The following is a 20,493-nucleotide window of genomic DNA, read 5'->3' on the forward strand; positions in this document are numbered from 1 at the left end:
ATAAGCGCGTCACGTACAGGGCGTAAGTTGCGCCCATCGCTAGTGCCGATGGGAGAGGGACATGGACATCAGCCGCCGCGCCGCACCTTTATCCGCCAGATGGCGGCGTCGGGCGCCCTGCTGGGCGTTGCGGGACTGAGCGGCTGCACGTCCAGCGGCGTGGCCGAGGATGCGCCGCCGGGCTTTCGCCACGGCGTGGCCAGCGGCGATCCGCTGGGCGACCGCGTGATCCTGTGGACGCGGGTGACGCCGGCGCGTGAAGGCGAGGTGGCGGTGCGCTGGCAGGTCGCCACCGACGCCGCCATGCGGCAGGTGATCGCGCACGGCAGCGTGGTAACGTCGGCGCAGCGGGACTATACGGTGAAGGTGGACGCGGCGGGACTGCTGCCGGGCCATGTCTATTATTACCAGTTCGCGGTCGATGGCGGCGACAAATCGGTGGTGGGCCGTACCAGGACGCTGGCCCGCAGCGGCGCGAAGCAGGTGCGGCTGGCGGTGTTCTCATGCTCGAACTACCCGGCCGGGTACTTCAATGTCTACGCCGACGCGGCGCGCCAGGACGATATCGACGCCGCGCTGCACATCGGCGACTACATCTACGAGTACGAGAGCACCGGCTACGCCAGCGGCAAGGCCGAGGCGCTGGGGCGGGTGTCCGAGCCGCGCGATGTGCTGTTGCGGCTCGAAGACTACCGCCGCCGCTATGCGCAATACCGCTCCGACCCGGATTTGCAGGCGGTGCACGCCGCCATGCCCTTCATCACCGTATGGGACGATCACGAATTTGCCGACGATACGTGGCGCGATGGCGCGGTGGACCATAAGACCAGCAGGTACGGTCCGTTCGAACTGCGCAAGCTGGCGGCGTTGACCGCGTACCACGAGTGGATGCCTATCCGCGTGCCGGATGCGTCGGCGCCGGACAGGATTTATCGCTCGTTCGACTTCGGCGGCATCGTTTCGCTGCACATGCTCGATACGCGCGTGATCGGCCGTGACCAGCAGCTGATCATGTCGTCCTACTACGATGCGCACAAGCGTTTCAATGTGGAGAAGTACAGGCAGGATGTGTGCTCCACGCGCCGCCAGATGCTGGGCCGCGAGCAGATGGCGTGGCTGGAAGGGCAGGTCAGCCGCTCGGCGGCGCGCTGGCAGATGCTGGGCCAGCAGGTGCTGATGGCACGCATGGAATATCCGAGCGCGGTGGTCATGGGCGAATGCAGCCGCACCGATTATTCGGCGCTGAAAAAGCGCGCCAAGGCCGATCCGTCGTGCGTGTCCGAGAAGGAGCAGCGCTGGTTGTCGGCGCCGACCTTGCCATGTTATCTGGATTCCTGGGATGGCTACCAGGCCGACCGCGAGCAGGTGTTCGAGATGATGCGCAAGCACCGCAAGAACCTGGTGGTGCTGGCCGGCGACACACATAACGCCTGGGCCAGCGATCTGCACGACGCGCAGGGCCGGCAGGTGGGCGTGGAGTTTGCGACGGCGTCGGTTTCATCGCCCGGCATGGAGGGCGGTTATCCGGACCGCGATCCGGAGGACGTGGCGGCGATGATGGTCGACATGATCGAGCCGCTGTACTACGCGCAGACCAGCAAGCGCGGTTACATGATCGTCACCGCCAGCCATGAGCAGGTGCGTTGCGACTGGCGCTTTGTCGATACGGTGTTCAATCACGAATTCACGGCGGCGACGGAGCGCAGCCTGCGCGTGCTGCCCGGGCCGGGCAACCGCCGCATCGAAGAATGCTATGGTTGATCCCAGCGATTCTCGAACAGGATATCGTTGAGCGGGCGGCGCTGGTCCCACTTTTCCAGCTCCAGCATTGGCGCCGTGTAGAACTCGTGCACGTGGCCCACGCATAGCACGGCGATCGGCTGGCTGCCCTCCGGCATGCCGATGATCTCGCGCAGCCGCTGCGGGTCGAACATCGACACCCAGCCGGCGCCGATGCCTTCCGCGCGCGCCGCCAGCCAGAAATTCTGCAAGGCGCAGGCGGCGGAGGCGAGGTCCATCTCGGGCATGGTGCGGCGGCCGAAAACATACTGATCGCGCTTGTCGATCAGGCCGACCACCAGCACCTCCGCGCATTCCAGGATGCCTTCCACTTTCAGCCGCATGAATTCATCGGCGCGCTGGCCCAGCGCTTCGGCGGTCTTGATGCGTTCTTCGTTCACGTGCTGGTGGATGCTGGCGCGCAGTTGCGCATCGGTGATGCGAACGAAGCGCCATGGCTGCATGTAGCCGACGCTGGGGCCATGGTGCGCGGCCTCCAGGAATCGTTGTAGCTGGCCGTCTTCCAGCGGGTCGCGCTTGAAGTGGCGCACGTCGCGGCGCTCGCGGATGGCGCGGTAGACGCCGGCGATTTCGGCGTCGGAGTAAGCGTGCGGATTCATTTCAGGGCGATCAGTGCATTCAGCAGCGGCTGCGTGGCGTCGGCGATGCGATCCAGGCTGGCTTCGCGCAGGGCGGAGGTGTCCACGGTGTTGTGCGAATCGAGGCCGGCCCAGCGCATCAAGGCACTGATGGCCTGCGGCGTATCAAACAGGCCATGCAGGTAGGTGCCGAGGATCTGGCCGTCCGCCGACATTGCGCCTTCGGGGCGGCCGTCGATGGTGAAGGCCGGCGTGGCCAGCGCGCTGCCGGACGATACGCCCATGTGGATCTCGTAGCCGCTGACGGGCGCCCGTTCGCTGTCGAAGGCGCATACGCCTTGCACCTGCTTGAGGCGCTTTTCAGGACGCATCTCGGTCGTCATGTCGAGCAGGCCGAGGGCGGGCGATGCGCCGGCGCGGCCTTCCATGCCCAGCGGGTCGGTCACTTCGCGGCCCAGCATCTGGAAGCCGCCGCAGACGCCGATCACCTTGCCGCCATAGCGCAGGTGGCGCTGGATGCGCTCCGGCCAGCCTTGTGCGCGCAGCCATTCAAGATCGCCGCGCGTGTTCTTGCTGCCGGGGAGGATGATCAGGTCCGCCTGCGGTATCGGCTCGCCCTGGCGCACGAAGTGCAGGTCGACGTCCGGGTGGGCGCGCAGCGCGTCGAAGTCGGTATGGTTGCTCATGCGCGGCAGGCTGGGAACCACGACGCGGAAGGCGCCGCGCGCCGCCTGCACTGGCTGCACGGCGTCCTCGGCGTCGAGGAACAGCCCATGCAGGTAGGGCAGCACAGCCAGCACCGGCTTGCCGGTTTTTTGTTCCAGCCAGTCGATGCCCGGTTCCAGCAGCTTGATGTCGCCGCGGAAGCGGTTGATGACGAAACCGATGGTGCGACGGCGTTCGCTCTCCGACAGGCAGGCCAGCGTGCCGACGATGTGGGCGAACACGCCGCCACGGTCGATGTCCGCGACCAGCACCACCGGGCAGTCGACCTTTTCGGCGAAGCCCATGTTGGCGATGTCGCGGTCGCGCAGGTTGATTTCGGCCGGGCTGCCGGCGCCTTCGACCATCACGCATTCGTATTGTTCTAACAGCCGCTGGTGCGATTCGATCACGGCTTGCATGGCCACGGTTTTGTACTGGTGGTAGTCGCGCGCGTTCATCTCGGCGCGCACCTGGCCGTGGATGATGACCTGCGCGCCGATGTCGCTCGATGGCTTGAGCAGGATCGGGTTCATATCGGTATGCGGCGCCATGCCGGCGGCGACCGCTTGCAGCGCCTGCGCGCGGCCGATCTCGCCGCCATCGGCGGTGACGGCGCTGTTGAGCGCCATGTTCTGCGGCTTGAACGGGACCACGCGTACGCCGCGGCGCTTGAGCAGGCGGCACAGGGCTGCAACCACCGTGCTCTTGCCGGCGTCCGAGGTGGTGCCCTGAACCATCAGGGTCGAGTAGGGAAATGACATATCAGTTCTTGCGGTGCTGGCGCGCTTCTTCGATTTTCTCGCACAGTTCGCGCGTACCGGCGACCATGCGCGGGCCGGCGCGGTACAGCAGGTCGCGCTGCAGGCGGAACAGGTTGTTGTTTTTGACGGCCTGCATATTGGTGTAGGGCTTCCACAGGTCGACACTGGCGTAGTTCTTTTCGATGGTGCCGAAAATGGCTTCCGGATTCGCTTGCAGCACGGCTTCCACGCTGACCACTGGCGCGGTCACTTTCAGGTCGGCGAAGATGTTGACGCCTCCGCACAAACGGATCGAGTCGCTGACAATGGCGCTGCCACTCAGCGTGTAGAGCGGCTTGTCCCATACCTGGTAGAACAGGCGCACCGGCGGACGGTTGGCGTATTCCTTGCCAGCGACGCGAACTGGTTGCGGATGTCGGCGGCGGCCGGATTGGCGACGGCTTCCGTGCCCGCCAGTTGGCCGAGGCGCACGATGTTGTCGGAGATACCTTCGAGTTTGGTCGGCTCGCTGTGGAATAGCGGAACACCGAGTTGACGCAGGTTGTCGATCTGGCGTTCGAAACCGCCGTGCATCCAGATGACGATCAGGTCCGGTTTCATGGCCGCCACGCGCTCCATGTCGATCAGGCGGTTGTCGCCGACGCGCGGGATGCTTTTGGCGGCTTCCGGATAATCGCTGTATGTGACGGTGCCGACGATTTTGTCGCCAGCGCCGGCCGCGAACAACAGCTCCGTCACGTGCGGCGACATCGAGATGATGCGCTGCGCCGGCTTTGGCAGCGTAACCAGCTTGCCGTCGTCGTCGCGGACCGTGACAGGCGCCGCCCCCGCCGCGCTGGCGAGCGTGGCGCAAATCGCCGCGATCAGCGCCGCCGATGCGCGGCGCCTGGCCCGGCGCTTCTTCAGGGGTGGCGCGCCGTATGGCGTGATCGTTTGCTTGTTCATCGTTTGCTCCATTCTGTCAGTGCCGTGTGCAGGCGTTGCCAGCCTGCTTCATCCGGCGGCAGGCCGAGGCGGATGCCGCGCGCTGCCTGCGTAAAAAGGCGTACCCAGATGCCACGCTCCGCCATGTGCTGCCAGAACGCCTCCGGCTGCGGCTCGGCCCACCATTGAAACAGCGGCGTGCCGCTGGACTGGATATCATGCGCGGCCAGCAGCGCGCGCAGGCGCTCCCCGCCAGCCGCCAATTGCGCGCGTGTCTCCGCTTGCCACGCGGCGTCTGTCAGCGCCGCACAGGCGATCTGCTGTGCCGGGCCGCTGATCGTCCATGGACCCAGCAGGTCCGCCAGGCCGCGCAGCAGCCCGGGATGCGCGGCGACGAAGCCAAGGCGTATCCCCGCCAGGCCAAAGAACTTGCCCACGGAGCGCAGCACGATCAAGCCGGGGCGACCCGTGTATGCGGCGACGCTGTTTTCCTGCGCGGTGTCGCCAAATGCCTCGTCGACCACCAGCCAGCCGCCGCGCGCGGCAAGTTCACCGGCCCATTGCAGCAGCTGCGCTGCCGGCACTACCGCGCCGGTCGGGTTGTTCGGATTGACCACGACCACGACGTCATGCCGCGCAATAGCGTCGCCCAGCTCAGCGTAGGGTATCAGCGTCATCGCATGGCCATGGCCGCCCCAATGGTGCGCATGCTCGGCATAGGATGGCGCGCTGACCGCTACACGCGATGGCGCGCGCAGGCGAGGAAGCGCCTGAATCGCCGCCTGCGTACCGGCCACCGGCAGCATCCGCGGCGCGCCGTAAAATGCTTCCGCAGCGGCGTTCAGCGCCGGATCGGGTTCCGGCAGGCGATGCCACGCATTGCCTGCCACTTCTGGCGCCGGATACCAGCGCGGATTGATGCCTGTCGACAGATCGACCCAATCGTCGCGGCCGAAGCGTTGCGCGGCATCGCGCAGATTGCCGCCATGTTCAAGCATGTGCCAACTCCATTCCAGCCGCAATGGCGCAGGCCACGGCCAGCCACAGCGCGGTAGTGCGCGCGACCAGCCGCCAGGCGCGATTGATGTCCGCACCGACGGCGGGCGGGCCGTCGCCGAGCGTCGGCCGGTATTCGACCTCGCCGTGATAAATCGCCGCGCCGCCCAGCTGCACGCCAAGCGCGCCGGCGCCGCTGGACATCACCGGCCCGGCGTTCGGGCTATCCCACGCCGGCGCCTGCGCGCGCCAGCACTGCCACGCGCGGAGCTTGCCGTGCAGGCCCGGCGCCAGCAGCACATAGGACAGCGCGGTCAAGCGCGCCGGAATGTAGTTGAGCGCATCGTCGATGCGCGCGGCGGCGCAGCCGAATTGCAGGAAGCGCGGCGTACGGTAGCCCCACATCGCATCGAGGGTATTCGCCATGCGGAACAACACCGCGCCCGGACCTCCGGCGACAATGAACCAGAACAGCGTGCCGAACACCGCATCGTTACCGTTTTCCAGCAGCGACTCGGCGCTGGCCTTGGTGAGCTCCATTTCGCTGGCGCTGCTGGTATCGCGGCTGACGATGTAGGACGTGAGGCGGCGGGCATTGGACAGGTCGTTCTGCGCCAGCGCATCCGCGATCGGCAGGTTATGGTCGCGCAGGCTGCGCATGCCGAGGCAGAAATACAGCATCAGTGCATGGGCGGCGGCCTGCGCCAGCGGCGCCGCCAGTACCCAGACCAGCAGCGCGGCGAGTGCGGTGAATGGCAGCACGGCCAGTATCCACGCCAGCACGCCGCGCGTGAAGCGCGTGCCGCCCTGGTTCAGTCGCCGCTCCAGCGCCATCGCCCAGTTGCCGAAGCCAACCAGCGGATGCCAGCGGCGCACCTCTCCCCACGAGAGGTCCAGCAGCACAGCCACCACCATCAACAGCGCGACGGCGGCAAACTCAAACCACTCAGCACGGCTATCCTTTAAGAACCAGCGGCAGGCCGGCGGCGACAAACACCGCGCGGTCGCAAATGGCGGCGACGGACTGGTTCAGGCGCCCCTGTTCGTCCATGAAGCAGCGCGACACGGCGCCCATCGGCATGATGCCCAGGCCCACCTCGTTCGACACCAGCACCACATCGCTGGCGCACTTGGTCAGCGCGCTGGCCAGCATGTCCTGCTGTTCGTGGAACAGTGCGGGCAGCGTGATCTCGCCGACGTCCGGATATTCCTGACCGCCGCTGAACAGCAGGTTGCTGAGCCAGAGCGTCAGGCAATCGACCATGATGAGGCGATCCGGCGAGGACCAGCGCAGCAGCTGGTTGCCCAGTGCCAGCGGCTCTTCGACGGTGGTCCATTCGGCCGGACGGCCGGCGCGGTGGTGGGCGATACGCGACTTCATCTCGCTGTCGCCGGCGGTGGCGGTGGCGATATAGACCACTTCCTTGCCCGATTCCACGGCCAGACGTTCCGCATAAGCGCTCTTGCCGGACCGCGCGCCGCCGAGAACCAGTGTGCGTGTCATGTCTCACTCCTCAGGAACAAGGCGGCTGTCGCCGCCGGATTGGATGGAAAATAAGCGTGAAAATATGAAGCCGTCAGCGAACCGACGCGATACCAGGCTTCACCCTGTATAGCGGAGGGATGCTTGACAGTGTACGCCGCCGGTTCCACTTTGGTGTCCAGTTTCGAATAGTGGAAGGTGTGGCCGCGCAACACGCCGTGGGGCGTGGGCAGGCCCTGCGATCCGAGGCCGGCCAGGCGTGGCTGCATGGCCACAGCGCCGGGCAGCAGGCCGGCCATATTCCAGACCGTGCCGCTCTTGTCGGCCAGCGTATCGGCCAGCGCCATCATGCCGCCGCATTCGGCGACGATAGGCTTACCCTCTGCGTGGGCGGCTCGGATCGACGCGCGCCATGTCGTCGCTTGCGACAGCTGTCCGGCATGCAGTTCAGGATAGCCGCCGGGCAGATAGATGGCATCCGCTGCCCCTGGCACGGCTTCATTCGCCAACGGCGAGAAGAAGGTCAGCGTGGCGCCGAGCGCGCGCAGCATGTCGAGATTGGCCGGGTAGATGAACATGAAAGCTTCGTCGCGCGCGATGGCGATGGTCTTGCCGGCCAGTTGCGGCGCTGGCGCTGGCGCTGGCGCTGGCGCTGGCGCTGGCGCGATATTGACGTCGCGCAGTCGCATCCACGTCGCCTCATCGAACGCCAGCTGGTCGGCCAGTTCGTCCAGCAAGCGGTCGATGCCATCCACCTCGCCTGGCAGTACCAGGCCAAGGTGGCGTTCCGGCAGCGATTTTGCCTGCTTTGGCAATGTGGCAAACAGCGGAATGTCGCGCAGCGACGTGGCCACCATTTTTGCGTGGCCTTCGCTGGCGATGCGGTTGGCGATCACGCCGGCCATCTCCACCGGCCCGTAGTCGCGCAGGCCGTGTACCAGCGCACCGGCAGTTTGCGCCATGGCGCCGGCGTCGATTACCGCCATTACCGGCACGCCGAACGCGCGCGCCAGGTCGGCGGAGGAGGGCGTGCCGTCGTACAGTCCCATGACGCCTTCGATCAGGATGACATCCGCCTCGGCGGCAGCCTGCGACAGCTGCTGGCTGCACAGCTCCTGGCCCACCATCCACAAGTCGAGCGAGCGCACCGGTGCGCCGCTGGCGCGTTCCAGCACCATCGGGTCGATGAAGTCCGGGCCGCATTTGAACACGCGCACGCGCTTGCCCATGCGGACCAGCTTGCGCGCCAGCGCGGCGGTAACGGTGGTTTTGCCCTGTCCCGACGAGACGGCGGCTACCAGCAGCGCCTTTACCATTCGGTCCCCGCTTGCGCGCCGATACCGGCCTTGAAGGCGTGCTTCACCACGTCCATTTCGGTGACGGTATCGGCGATTTCGATCAGCTCCGGCGGCGCGCCCCGGCCGGTGATGACCACGTGCTGCATTGGCGGACGCGCCAGCAGGTCGTTGATCACCGTGTCCACGTCCAGGTATTTGTACTTCAGCGCGATGTTCAGTTCATCGAACAGCACCAGGCCGATGTCAGGATCGGCAAGGAATACCTTGGCCTGTTCCCATGCCTGCTGCGCCTTGGCGATATCGCGTTCGCGGTTCTGCGTCTCCCAGGTATAGCCTTCGCCCATGGCGTGAAAGCTGATCTCCTGCGGGAAGCGGCGCAGGAATTTTTCCTCGCCGGTCTGCATTGCGCCCTTGATGAACTGCACCACGCCGACCTTCATGCCGTGGCCCATGGCGCGGATCGCCATGCCGAAGCCACTGGAGCTTTTACCCTTGCCGTTGCCGGTGTTGACGATGATGATGCCAATCTGCTTGTCGGCGGCGGCGATCTTTGCGTCGATGATGGCTTTCTTGCGCTCCATGCGCAGGCGGTGGCGTTCGTTGATGTCGTCGCTCATGGTGTGTCCTCGTTCGGTATAAAGATGCTGCGCGTGCCGTGCTGGATTACCTCGATCGGATGGCCGAGGTAATCGCTGAGAATATCGGCCCGCATCACATCAGCCTTTGCGCCGGCCAGCCAGCGGCCGTCGCCTTTCAGCAGCAGCGCATGAGTGGAAACGCTGTGTGCCAGCGTCAGGTCATGGCCGATCATGATGGCGGTTTTGCCCTGCTCGCGGCACAGGCGCGCCAGAATGTTCATCACACTGACCTGGTGCGCCAGGTCCAGCGCATTGGCCGGTTCATCGAGCAGCAGCAGTGGCGTGTCCTGGGCCAGCATGGCCGCAATCGCCACGCGTTGACGCTCGCCGCCGGACAGCGTGCGCACGTCGCGCGCCGCCAGGTCGGCCACTTCCATCGCCTCCAGCGACTTGATGGCGATGGCGTGATCGTCGCTGTCTTCCCAGTAGCGGTTGTCATGATACGGGTGGCGTGCCGACAGCACGGTTTCGATCACGCTGTAAGAGAAGGCATCGCTGCGACTCTGCGCCAGGAAGGCGCGCTGGCGCGCCAGTTCGTCCAGCGGCCAGTCGGCCAGTGTGCGGCCGCCGAGCGACACCTGGCCCGCTTCCGGCGCGCGCAGCCCGGCCAGGGTCCGCATCAATGTGCTCTTGCCGGCCCCATTGCGGCCGATGATGCTCCAGCATTCGCCGTCGCGCACTTGCCAGTCGAGATCCGCCACCAGCTGGCGCTGGCCGGCTCTGAGTGTAAGTTGATGTGTGCTGATCATTTGCGCAACCGGTGCAGTTGATACAGGAAGACCGGCGCGCCAATCAGCGCCGTCACCACGCCCACCGGCAGCTGCTGCGGCGCGATGGCGGTGCGGGCCAGCGTATCGGCCAGCATCAGGGAAGCTGCCGCCGGCCAGTGTGGCGGCGGGAATCAGCAGGCGGTGATCCGGGCCGACGGCGAAGCGGCACGCATGCGGCACGATCAGTCCGACGAAGCCGATCGAACCGGCGCTGGTGACGGCGCTGGCGGTCAGCAGGCCGGAGACGAAAAACAAGCCTTTACGCAGTGCGCCAACGCGGATGCCGAGCGTGGCGGCGGCTTCGGCGTGCAGCGCCATCACGTTCATGGCGCGCGCGCTGCGCAGCGCGAAGATCAGCGCGGCGGCCAGCACCAGCCATGGCATCCAGCGCATCTGCGCACCGGACAAGTCGCCGATCATCCAGAAGACCATGCTGCGCAAGCGGCTTTCCGGTGCGATGGAGAGCATCAACGTCACCAGCGCCATGCAGCCGGAGGAGAGAATGGCGCCGGTCAGCAGCAACTGCGCGGTGCCGGCTTCCGCCGCCGTGCCGCCGCGCAGGTCACGCCGGGCCAGCAGGTACAGCATCATGGAGACGGCGACGGCACCGCCGAAGGCTGCGGCGTCCACCACCCAGGCGGCATACATGAACATTAATGCTGCCAGTGCGCCGACCGAGGCGCCGGCGGAGATGCCGAGAACATAAGGGTCGGCCAGAGGATTGCGCAACAGCGCCTGCATCATCACGCCCGCCAGCGACAACGCGGCGCCGGTGACGAAAGCGGCGACCGCGCGGCTGGCGCGCAGGTCGAGCAGGGTGGCCGCCAGCGTCGAGTTCTGGCCGTGCAGCAGCTCATTGAGCGCCGCGGGAATATCGGAGAGGGGAATCGAGACAGAGCCGGTCATGCCCGAGAAAATCAGGCTGGCAAACGCGAACAGCAGCAACCCGGCAAGGGTGATGGTGGCGCGCTGTCGCAGATTGCGGGAGAAAGAATGCATGCACTGCTTTCAAGTTATGACTGCTGTAAGACCGTCGTTCCGGCGCAGGCCAGAACCCATGGAACGCTGGCTTGCATGCATTCCATGGATTCCCGCCTGCGCGGGAATGACGGGCAGGTTACACCATTATTTGTAGCCGTAACGAATACCGGCAAACACTTTCGAACCAGGCGTCACGTAGTAGCGCGCCAGATCGTACTGCTTGTCGCCGACGTTGTTCCAGCGAACCAGCGCCGACCAGTCCTTGTTGAAGGCGTAGGTCGCGTACAGGTTCACCAGGCCATAGCCGCCCAGGCGATTCTTGTTGGCCGCGTCGTCAAAGCGGTCGCCCGAGAACTCCAGTTCCACGCCGGTTTTCAATGCGCCGATGCGGTAGTCTGCCGTCACGTTGCCGTGCTTCTTGGCGCGGCGCGCCAGGCGCTTGCCGGTGGTCTCGTCTTTCGGGTCTTGCAGGTCAAGGCTGGCGCTCAGGTTAATGCCCGCCAGCTTGGTGGCCCCCGCGACGGTCACGCCTTCCAGCAGCGCCTTGTTGACGTTGTAAGCGCAGCCGGAGGTGTAGCCGGCATATGGGCACGGCGTGGTGTTGACCAGCATGTCGGTCAGCTTGTTGTGATAGTAGCTGGCGCTCAGCGCGTTCACGCCGTCATCCCAGCGCAGGCCGATTTCGGCGTTCTTGCCTTCTTCCGGCTTGTTGGCCGGATTGCCATAGCCTGGGAAGTACAACTCGTTGTAGGTCGGCGCGCGGAAGCTGGTGCCATAGCTGGCGGTGGCGCGCAGTTGCGACGTGATGTCATAGCCGTAGCCGACCGAACCGGTATTTTTCGAGCCATACACCGCGTTGTCGCGGCGGACCGACGCATTCAGCAGGCTGGCGCCACGGCGCGCATTGTAGGAGGCGGCCCACGAGTTGGTGGTGCGGTCGCGGTTCATGGCGTCGGCGCCGTTGCTCGATACTTCCTCCTTGCGGTGGTCGTACAGCACCTGCACGATATCCTGGCCGATGCGGATGTCGTTTTGCAGCGTGATATTGGTCTGCCTGGTGTCGATGCGCGAGTAGCCCGAGGCGGCGGCGCTGCCCCAGTTCTGGCCCTTGTCTTCGCTCTGCGAAATTTGCAGCAGCGTGTCGACGTTGGAGACGAATCTGGCTTTGCCGTAGACGGCGGCGGTTTGCAGTTCGGCCTTGCTGCGCACATCGTAAGCCGCGGCGCCGTTGTCGTATTGCGAGTCCAGTTTGCTGTGCAAGAACAGCGCGCCGGCTTCGTAGCCGGGAGCGATTTGCAGGCTGAATTGACCCGACACGTTTTCGCGGTCGTAGCCGTCGTCGTCCGGATTAAAGCCGAAGGCGCCGTTGCGGGTGGCCGAGAAGCCGTCCGATTTTTCCTTGCCGGCGCTGATGGCGTAGCTGAAGCTATGTTCGCCGCCGGTCGCGCCGGACACGGTGGCGTCGACTTCGCGCGTCTTGTCGCTGCCGTAGCCGGCGAAGGCCGTTACCGCCGGCGCGCCCTGGCCTTTCTTGGTGAAGATCTGGATCACGCCGCCGATGGCGTCAGCGCCGTACAGGGAGCTCAGAGGGCCATAGACGATTTCGATATGGTCGATGGCGGTCAGCGGAATCGCGCTCCAGTTGGCGGCGCCGGTGGTCGACGAGCCGATACGCACGCCGTCAACCAGCACGATATTCTGGTTGCTGTTGGCGCCGCGAATATAAACGCTGGACGCGGTGCCGGCGCCGCCGTTGCGGGCGATCTCGATGCCGCGCTGGCGTTGCAGCAGGTCGACGATGGAGCCGGCGCCGGATTCGGCGATCTGCTCGGCGTTGATGGTGATGGTGTCGCTAATGACGTTGGCCAGCGGCTGGGCGGTGCGGGTGGCGGTGACGACGACGGTGTCGGCAGGTTCGGCGTGCGCATGGCAGGCAGCCATGGCCAACGCCAGCGACGTCAACGCCGCAGGACGGGAGATACGGAGGGTCATGATAATCAGTTCTGTTAATAGCAACCGGCCGACGTCCCCGTAGGCCAATTGTGAACAGAAGCGGGGCGCGCCCGCTTCCACCTGGTTTGGCCGGTATCCGGGCTGGCAAGTGGCACGGCCTCACCTTCCCATGCCGTGGCACAGTGGTTGTCGGAGGCGGCTTGTCGCAGAATGAGCGACGCTTGTTTACCGTTGCGGGGGCAGCACACGTTGGCCTTTTGCTATCGGCTTCGTGTTTCCCGTTTAACTGCGCGTCCGGACAGACGCGCGAGCACCAAAACCCGCACATTATACGGGTTTAAAGGACCAAGGTGGAGCCGTAGGGGATTTGATGGGCCGTGCGCGCGGCCTGCAGAGCCATCTCCGCAGGGGGCAGGCCGGCGTGACGGGCCAGCAGCAAACGCATCGCGCCAGCGTGGCAGATGACGATGGCGTCGCCGCTCAAGTCATCGTAGAAGGCGGCGATGCGCGCGGCCGTTTGCAGCACGCTTTCGCCGCCGCCGGGGCGGTAATGAACCATGTCGGCGGCCCAGGCGTCGATGTCGGCGCGGGGGATGGCGTCCCACGGCTGCATCTCCCAGGCGCCGAAGTGCATCTCGGCCAGGCGGGCATCGTAGCGCGGCGCCGGCGACAGGCGCGCGGCCAGTTCCGCACAGCGGCGCAGGGGCTGGAATAGATCGGCAGGCCGGCCGGCAGCTGTAGCGCGGCCAGCACCTGTTCCAGCTGGCCAGGGGCGATGGCGAGATCGGTGCTGCCGTAGCAGACGCCCGGCGCCACATCCGGCTGCGGATGACGAACCAGGATCAGCTTCATGGATGCAGGCTGGCCAGCGCACACAGATAGAAGGTCACTTCCGTCACCTGCTGCACGGCGCCGAGACAGTCGCCCGTATAGCCGCCGATGCGCCGCACGCATTTGCGCGCCAGCCAGATGGTGGCGATGGCGGCGGCGGGCACGCCATACAGCAGCGCGTTGGGCGGCAGCCAGCGCAAAGCCATCACCGCCAGCATGGGCAGGGCGGCGGTGACGGCGGCGACGAGGAACTCGCCGCCGGCCATTTTCTGGGCGAGCGGCTTGGCCTTGCCTTCGGCGCGCGCGTAATCCAGGCGCCAGATCAGCGACGTCGCCATCAGGCGCGAAAGCGGGTGTGCAATCAGCAGCGCGCCGATGGCGGCCAGCGGCGGCAGCATGGCCAGCGTCGCCAGCTTCAGCGCCAGCATGCAGATGGTGCCGATGGCGCCATACGCGCCGATGCGCGAATCCTTCATGATCTCCAGCACACGCTCCGGCGTCATGCCGCCGCCAAAGCCGTCGCACATGTCGGCGAAGCCGTCTTCGTGAAAAGCGCCGGTGGCGTAGATGCCGGCGGCGGTGGACAGCACCACGGCGACCGGCGGCGGCAGGAAGCAGACGGCGAGCGCGTACACCGCCGCCGTGATTGCCGCCACCACCACGCCCACCAGCGGGAAGTAGCGCGAGGCCTGGTTCAGCCACGCCGGATCGAAACCCACCCAGCCGGGAATCGGCAGGCGGGTGAAGAATTGCAGCGCGGTGAAGAACAGGCGGATCTGATGCATGCTGGCGCGGCCTTATGCCGATTTTTCGCTGACGTGGGCCGATTCGAAGGTGGCCATGCGGTTCAGGAAGTTGGCGGCGGCGTGCAGCAGCGGCAGCGCCAGCGCGCAGCCGGTGCCTTCGCCCAAGCGCAGGTCGAGATGCATCAGCGGTTTGGCGTCCAGCGCGGCCAGCATCTGCTGGTGGCCGTGTTCATTGGAGCGGTGAGCGAATACGCAGTAATCCAGAATCGCCGGCTGTATGCGGGCGGCGGCCAGCAGCGCGCTGGTGACGATGAAGCCGTCGATCAGCAGCACCTTGCGCAGTTCCGCCGCTTTCAGCATGGCGCCCGCCATCATGGCGATCTCCAGGCCGCCGAAGGTGGCCAGCACGTCCAGCGGCTCGGTCGCGTGCGCATGTCTGGCGACGGCGGCCTCGATGACACGTTGTTTATGCAGGATGCCTTCGACCGACAGGCCGGTGCCGGCGCCGACGCATTGCGCGACCGGAACGCCGGTCAGTTTATGCATCAGCGCGGCGGCGGCGGTGGTGTTACCGATGCCCATCTCGCCGAAGCCGACGACATTGCCTTCCACTTCGGCAGCCAGCGCGGCGCCGGCGGCCAGCGCCGTCTGGCACAGGTCGCGGCTCATCGCCGGTTCGTGGGCGAAGTTGCGGGTGCCGTGCGCCAGCTTGCGGTCGGTCAGGCCGTCGCGTGCGCCGAAGTCGTGGTTGACGCCGGCGTCGATGACGCGCAGCGCGCAATTATTCTGCGCGGCGAGGACATTAATGGCGGCGCCGCCGGCCAGGAAGTTTTCCACCATCTGCCAGGTGACGTCCTGTGGGTAGGCGGAGACGCCTTCGGCGACGACGCCATGGTCGGCGGCGAACACTAATATGGTGGGGCGGTCGATGGCGATGTCGCGGGTGTTTTGGATCAGGCCGATCTGCCTGGCCAGCGCCTCCAGTACGCCCAGGCTGCCCAGCGGCTTGGTCTTGTTATTAATGGCGTGGTCGAGCTGGGCGGCAAGCGCGTCGTTGCGGGTAGGCGTGATGGACATGAGGCAGTGTTCTGAATCGAAGAATTTAATATTCTACCCTTGCCAGACTGCGCGGGGCTTGCTATAGTTCTGTCCCTCGCAAGACAGCACATGAAAATGTTGAGTTAAGCGAGAAAAAAGAAGGTTGACGAAATGCTGCAAACGCTTCATACTCTTCCTTCTTCGCTGATGAACAAAACGCTTCCTCAGCAAGCAACACAAGACAACGATCTTTAAAAATTAACAGTCGATAAGTGTGGGCATTTGGTGCTGCAACAAAAAGCATTAAATGCTCAACAAGAAATAACACAGTAGTAATACTGTCAGTATTTTGAGTGAGCGAACCATGGTCAGCAATGGCCATCAAACAGAGATTAAACTAAAGAGTTTGATCCTGGCTCAGATTGAACGCTGGCGGCATGCCTTACACATGCAAGTCGAACGGCAGCACGGAGCTTGCTCTGGTGGCGAGTGGCGAACGGGTGAGTAATATATCGGAACGTACCCAGGAGTGGGGGATAACGTAGCGAAAGTTACGCTAATACCGCATACGTCCTAAGGGAGAAAGTGGGGGATCGCAAGACCTCATGCTCATGGAGCGGCCGATATCTGATTAGCTAGTTGGTGGGGTAAAGGCCCACCAAGGCATCGATCAGTAGCTGGTCTGAGAGGACGACCAGCCACACTGGAACTGAGACACGGTCCAGACTCCTACGGGAGGCAGCAGTGGGGAATTTTGGACAATGGGGGCAACCCTGATCCAGCAATGCCGCGTGAGTGAAGAAGGCCTTCGGGTTGTAAAGCTCTTTTGTCAGGGAAGAAAAGGCTGCGGCTAATATCTGCGGCTCATGACGGTACCTGAAGAATAAGCACCGGCTAACTACGTGCCAGCAGCCGCGGTAATACGTAGGGTGCAAGCGTTAATCGGAATTACTGGGCGTAAAGCGTGCGCAGGCGGTTTTGTAAGACTGATGTGAAATCCCCGGGCTCAACCTGGGAATGGCATTGGTGACTGCAAGGCTAGAGTTTGGCAGAGGGGGTAGAATTCCACGTGTAGCAGTGAAATGCGTAGATATGTGGAGGAACACCGATGGCGAAGGCAGCCCCCTGGGTCAAAACTGACGCTCATGCACGAAAGCGTGGGGAGCAAACAGGATTAGATACCCTGGTAGTCCACGCCCTAAACGATGTCTACTAGTTGTCGGGTCTTAATTGACTTGGTAACGCAGCTAACGCGTGAAGTAGACCGCCTGGGGAGTACGGTCGCAAGATTAAAACTCAAAGGAATTGACGGGGACCCGCACAAGCGGTGGATGATGTGGATTAATTCGATGCAACGCGAAAAACCTTACCTACCCTTGACATGGATGGAATCCTGGAGAGATTTGAGGAGTGCCCGAAAGGGAACCATTACACAGGTGCTGCATGGCTGTCGTCAGCTCGTGTCGTGAGATGTTGGGTTAAGTCCCGCAACGAGCGCAACCCTTGTCATTAGTTGCTACGCAAGAGCACTCTAATGAGACTGCCGGTGACAAACCGGAGGAAGGTGGGGATGACGTCAAGTCCTCATGGCCCTTATGGGTAGGGCTTCACACGTCATACAATGGTACATACAGAGGGCCGCCAACCCGCGAGGGGGAGCTAATCCCAGAAAGTGTATCGTAGTCCGGATTGTAGTCTGCAACTCGACTGCATGAAGTTGGAATCGCTAGTAATCGCGGATCAGCATGTCGCGGTGAATACGTTCCCGGGTCTTGTACACACCGCCCGTCACACCATGGGAGCGGGTTTTACCAGAAGTAGGTAGCTTAACCGTAAGGAGGGCGCTTACCACGGTAGGATTCGTGACTGGGGTGAAGTCGTAACAAGGTAGCCGTATCGGAAGGTGCGGCTGGATCACCTCCTTTCTAGAGTCGCACGCTCCAAGTGCTCACACTTATCTGCTGTACCGTTCTTTAACAATCTGGAAGAAGTAAAGTTTTATTTAAGCGTGTAGAAATACACACTTAGGGTAGTAAAACTCATCATCACAATAGTAGTAAATGCTTAGAACTATAGCCGTCAAGGTTATAGGGACAAGTGAATAAGTGCACATGGCGGATGCCTTGGCGATTACAGGCGATGAAGGACGTAGTAGCTTGCGATAAGCTGCGGGGAGCTAGCAAACAAGCTTTGATCCGCAGATTTCCGAATGGGGAAACCCGGCCTTTTAGGTCATCACCCACTGAATACATAGGTGTGTGAAGCGAACGCGGCGAACTGAAACATCTAAGTAGCTGCAGGAAAATAAATCAACCGAGATTCCCAAAGTAGTGGCGAGCGAAATGGGAAGCAGCCTGTACGTGATAGTCGGACTGATAGTGGAATGCTCTGGAAATGGCAGCCATAGCGGGTGATAGCCCCGTACACGAAATCAGACCGGTGGTACTAAGCGTACGACAAGTAGGGCGGGACACGAGAAATCCTGTCTGAAGATGGGGGGACCATCCTCCAAGGCTAAATACTCGTAATCGACCGATAGTGAACCAGTACCGTGAGGGAAAGGCGAAAAGAACCCCGGGAGGGGAGTGAAATAGATCCTGAAACCGTGTGCATACAAACAGTAGGAGCCTCGTAAGGGGTGACTGCGTACCTTTTGTATAATGGGTCAGCGACTTACATTCAGTGGCAAGGTTAACCGGATAGGGAAGCCGTAGAGAAATCGAGTCCGAACAGGGCGATAGTCGCTGGGTGTAGACCCGAAACCAAGTGATCTACTCATGGCCAGGATGAAGGTGCGGTAACACGCACTGGAGGTCCGAACCCACTAATGTTGAAAAATTAGGGGATGAGCTGTGGGTAGGGGTGAAAGGCTAAACAAACTTGGAAATAGCTGGTTCTCTCCGAAAACTATTTAGGTAGTGCCTCAAGTATCACCATCGGGGGTAGAGCACTGTTATGGCTAGGGGGTCATCGCGACTTACCAAACCATTGCAAACTCCGAATACCGATGAGTGCGAGCTTGGGAGACAGACGTCGGGTGCTAACGTCCGGCGTCAAGAGGGAAACAACCCAGACCGCCAGCTAAGGTCCCAAAGATTGGCTAAGTGGAAAACGAAGTGGGAAGGCTAAAACAGTCAGGATGTTGGCTTAGAAGCAGCCATCATTTAAAGAAAGCGTAATAGCTCACTGATCGAGTCGTCCTGCGCGGAAGATGTAACGGGGCTAAGCCAGTCACCGAAGCTGCGGATATCCGCAAGGATATGGTAGGAGAGCGTTCTGTAAGCCTGCGAAGGTGTCTTGTAAAGGATGCTGGAGGTATCAGAAGTGCGAATGCTGACATGAGTAGCGATAATGGGGGTGAAAAGCCCCCACGCCGTAAGCCCAAGGTTTCCTGTTCAACGTTCATCGGAGCAGGGTGAGTCGGCCCCTAAGGCGAGGCAGAGATGCGTAGCTGATGGGAAGCAGGTTAATATTCCTGCACCGTCGTATGATGCGATGGGGGGACGGATCGCGGAAGGTTGTCTGACTGTTGGAATAGTCAGTTTCTGCTTCATAGAAGGTGCTTAGGCAAATCCGGGCACGTAATTCAAGGGAGTGGGACGAGTGAACTTGTTCACGTAGCAATCGGAAGTGGTTCCAAGAAAAGCCTCTAAGCTTCAGTCATACGAGACCGTACCGCAAACCGACACAGGTGGGCGAGATGAGTATTCTAAGGCGCTTGAGAGAACTCGGGAGAAGGAACTCGGCAAATTGGTACCGTAACTTCGGGAAAAGGTACGCCTCGGTAGCTTGGTCACTTTACTGTGATAGGGCGAAAAGGTTGCAATAAAATGGTGGCTGCGACTGTTTAATAAAAACACAGCACTCTGCAAACACGAAAGTGGACGTATAGGGTGTGACGCCTGCCCGGTGCTGGAAGATTAAATGATGGGGTGCAAGCTCTTGATTGAAGTCCCAGTAAACGGCGGCCGTAACTATAACGGTCCTAAGGTAGCGAAATTCCTTGTCGGGTAAGTTCCGACCTGCACGAATGGCGTAACGATGGCCACACTGTCTCCTCCCGAGACTCAGCGAAGTTGAAGTGTTTGTGATGATGCAATCTACCCGCGGCTAGACGGAAAGACCCCATGAACCTTTACTGTAGCTTTGCATTGGACTTTGAATCAATCTGTGTAGGATAGGTGGGAGGCTTTGAAGTAGGGACGCCAGTTCCTATGGAGCCATCCTTGAAATACCACCCTGGTTCATTTGAGGTTCTAACCTTGGTCCGTTATCCGGATCGGGGACAGTGCATGGTAGGCAGTTTGACTGGGGCGGTCTCCTCCTAAAGTGTAACGGAGGAGTTCGAAGGTACGCTAGGTACGGTCGGACATCGTGCTAATAGTGCAATGGCATAAGCGTGCTTAACTGCGAGACCGACAAGTCGAGCAGGTACGAAAGTAGGACATAGTGATCCGGTGGTTCTGTATGGAAGGGCCATCGCTCAACGGATAAAAGGTACTCTGGGGATAACAGGCTGATTCCTCCCAAGAGTTCATATCGACGGGGAGTTTGGCACCTCGATGTCGGCTCATCACATCCTGGGGCTGTAGCCGGTCCCAAGGGTATGGCTGTTCGCCATTTAAAGTGGTACGTGAGCTGGGTTTAAAACGTCGTGAGACAGTTTGGTCCCTATTCTGCCGTGGGCGTTGGAAATTTGAAGGGGGCTGCTCCTAGTACGAGAGGACCGGAGTGGACAGACCTCTGGTGTACCGGTTGTCACGCCAGTGGCATTGCCGGGTAGCTAAGTCTGGAAGAGATAACCGCTGAAAGCATCTAAGCGGGAAACTTGCCTTAAGATGAGATTTCCCAGAGCCTTGAGCTCTTTGAAGGGTCGTTCGAGACCAGGACGTTGATAGGTCAGGTGTGGAAGTGCAGTAATGCATTAAGCTAACTGATACTAATTGCCCGTACGGCTTGTCCCTATAACCTTGACGGTTATACGCATTTAC

15 protein-coding genes, 2 rRNA genes, 2 pseudogenes and 1 riboswitch are annotated in these 20,493 nt (G+C 62.3%); of the genes and pseudogenes, 3 read left to right on the forward strand and 16 right to left on the reverse strand.

Annotated elements, in window-relative coordinates; genetic code table 11:
* Positions 1 to 27: 27 nt before the first annotated feature.
* Entirely contained in the window at positions 28 to 1,761 is a 1,734-nt protein-coding gene (locus tag ACRQ5J_RS05030; RefSeq protein ID WP_432381493.1) for an alkaline phosphatase D family protein, read from the forward strand.
* Here ACRQ5J_RS05030 and bluB read toward each other — a convergent pair.
* From bluB to ACRQ5J_RS05110, 16 genes and pseudogenes are all read right to left on the reverse strand, one after another.
* Positions 1,752 to 2,399 carry a 5,6-dimethylbenzimidazole synthase gene (bluB, locus tag ACRQ5J_RS05035; RefSeq protein WP_432381495.1) on the reverse strand — a complete coding sequence of 216 codons (648 nt, stop codon included), beginning with the start codon at positions 2,397 to 2,399 and terminating at the stop codon, positions 1,752 to 1,754. The genes ACRQ5J_RS05030 and bluB overlap by 10 nt on opposite strands.
* Positions 2,396 to 3,844 (reverse strand): cobyric acid synthase, encoded by a 1,449-nt coding sequence (locus ACRQ5J_RS05040; protein WP_432381497.1) that lies wholly within the window; start codon positions 3,842 to 3,844, stop codon positions 2,396 to 2,398. The genes bluB and ACRQ5J_RS05040 overlap by 4 nt, the downstream gene beginning before the upstream one ends.
* A 1-nt stretch (position 3,845) precedes the next feature.
* On the reverse strand, positions 3,846 to 4,208 hold the full coding sequence (locus tag ACRQ5J_RS05045; protein ID WP_432381499.1) for a hypothetical protein: 363 nt from the start codon (positions 4,206 to 4,208) through the stop codon (positions 3,846 to 3,848).
* Positions 4,163 to 4,789 carry a helical backbone metal receptor gene (locus tag ACRQ5J_RS05050; protein WP_432381501.1) on the reverse strand — a complete coding sequence of 209 codons (627 nt, stop codon included), beginning with the start codon at positions 4,787 to 4,789 and terminating at the stop codon, positions 4,163 to 4,165. Before ACRQ5J_RS05050 ends, ACRQ5J_RS05045 begins: the two co-directional genes overlap by 46 nt.
* Entirely contained in the window at positions 4,786 to 5,766 is a 981-nt protein-coding gene (gene cobD / locus ACRQ5J_RS05055) for a threonine-phosphate decarboxylase CobD (protein WP_432381503.1), read from the reverse strand. The genes ACRQ5J_RS05050 and cobD overlap by 4 nt, the downstream gene beginning before the upstream one ends.
* Positions 5,759 to 6,679: an adenosylcobinamide-phosphate synthase CbiB gene (cbiB, locus tag ACRQ5J_RS05060; RefSeq protein ID WP_432383590.1), complete on the reverse strand. Its 921-nt coding sequence runs from the start codon at positions 6,677 to 6,679 to the stop codon at positions 5,759 to 5,761. The genes cobD and cbiB overlap by 8 nt, the downstream gene beginning before the upstream one ends.
* A gap of 40 nt (positions 6,680 to 6,719) precedes the next feature.
* Complete coding sequence (gene cobU / locus ACRQ5J_RS05065; RefSeq protein WP_432381505.1) at positions 6,720 to 7,268, reverse strand: bifunctional adenosylcobinamide kinase/adenosylcobinamide-phosphate guanylyltransferase; 549 nt, start codon at positions 7,266 to 7,268, stop codon at positions 6,720 to 6,722.
* On the reverse strand, positions 7,265 to 8,563 hold the full coding sequence (locus ACRQ5J_RS05070; protein WP_432381506.1) for a cobyrinate a,c-diamide synthase: 1,299 nt from the start codon (positions 8,561 to 8,563) through the stop codon (positions 7,265 to 7,267). Before ACRQ5J_RS05070 ends, cobU begins: the two co-directional genes overlap by 4 nt.
* Positions 8,557 to 9,162, reverse strand: a complete 606-nt coding sequence (gene cobO, locus ACRQ5J_RS05075; RefSeq protein WP_432381508.1) for a cob(I)yrinic acid a,c-diamide adenosyltransferase — start codon at positions 9,160 to 9,162, stop codon at positions 8,557 to 8,559. Before cobO ends, ACRQ5J_RS05070 begins: the two co-directional genes overlap by 7 nt.
* Positions 9,159 to 9,932 carry an ABC transporter ATP-binding protein gene (locus tag ACRQ5J_RS05080; RefSeq protein WP_432381510.1) on the reverse strand — a complete coding sequence of 258 codons (774 nt, stop codon included), beginning with the start codon at positions 9,930 to 9,932 and terminating at the stop codon, positions 9,159 to 9,161. The genes cobO and ACRQ5J_RS05080 overlap by 4 nt, the downstream gene beginning before the upstream one ends.
* Positions 9,929 to 10,952: pseudogene (locus ACRQ5J_RS05085) on the reverse strand (FecCD family ABC transporter permease). The gene ACRQ5J_RS05080 and the pseudogene ACRQ5J_RS05085 overlap by 4 nt, the downstream one beginning before the upstream one ends.
* Before the next feature lie 126 nt (positions 10,953 to 11,078).
* Positions 11,079 to 12,926, reverse strand: coding sequence for a TonB-dependent receptor domain-containing protein (locus ACRQ5J_RS05090; protein ID WP_432381512.1), 1,848 nt, complete (start codon positions 12,924 to 12,926; stop codon positions 11,079 to 11,081).
* A gap of 71 nt (positions 12,927 to 12,997) precedes the next feature.
* A riboswitch (cobalamin riboswitch) is annotated at positions 12,998 to 13,220 on the reverse strand.
* A 4-nt stretch (positions 13,221 to 13,224) separates the two neighbouring features.
* Positions 13,225 to 13,739: pseudogene (locus ACRQ5J_RS05095) on the reverse strand (histidine phosphatase family protein).
* Positions 13,736 to 14,503, reverse strand: coding sequence for an adenosylcobinamide-GDP ribazoletransferase (locus tag ACRQ5J_RS05100; protein ID WP_432381514.1), 768 nt, complete (start codon positions 14,501 to 14,503; stop codon positions 13,736 to 13,738). The pseudogene ACRQ5J_RS05095 and the gene ACRQ5J_RS05100 overlap by 4 nt, the downstream one beginning before the upstream one ends.
* A 12-nt stretch (positions 14,504 to 14,515) precedes the next feature.
* On the reverse strand, positions 14,516 to 15,541 hold the full coding sequence (gene cobT, locus ACRQ5J_RS05105) for a nicotinate-nucleotide--dimethylbenzimidazole phosphoribosyltransferase (RefSeq protein WP_432381516.1): 1,026 nt from the start codon (positions 15,539 to 15,541) through the stop codon (positions 14,516 to 14,518).
* A 61-nt stretch (positions 15,542 to 15,602) separates the two neighbouring features.
* Positions 15,603 to 15,887: a hypothetical protein gene (locus ACRQ5J_RS05110; RefSeq protein WP_432381518.1), complete on the reverse strand. Its 285-nt coding sequence runs from the start codon at positions 15,885 to 15,887 to the stop codon at positions 15,603 to 15,605.
* Between the two features lie 9 nt (positions 15,888 to 15,896).
* On the opposite strand from ACRQ5J_RS05110, the gene ACRQ5J_RS05115 reads away from it, so the two are divergent.
* Positions 15,897 to 17,427 (forward strand): 16S ribosomal RNA (locus ACRQ5J_RS05115).
* 166 nt (positions 17,428 to 17,593) lie between these two features.
* Positions 17,594 to 20,466, forward strand: a 23S ribosomal RNA gene (locus tag ACRQ5J_RS05120).
* Together the 16S and 23S rRNA genes form the textbook arrangement of a ribosomal RNA operon.
* The last annotated feature ends 27 nt before the right edge of the window (positions 20,467 to 20,493 follow it).

This window comes from Duganella sp. P38, from assembly GCF_050859475.1.
GTDB lineage: Bacteria > Pseudomonadota > Gammaproteobacteria > Burkholderiales > Burkholderiaceae_D > Rugamonas.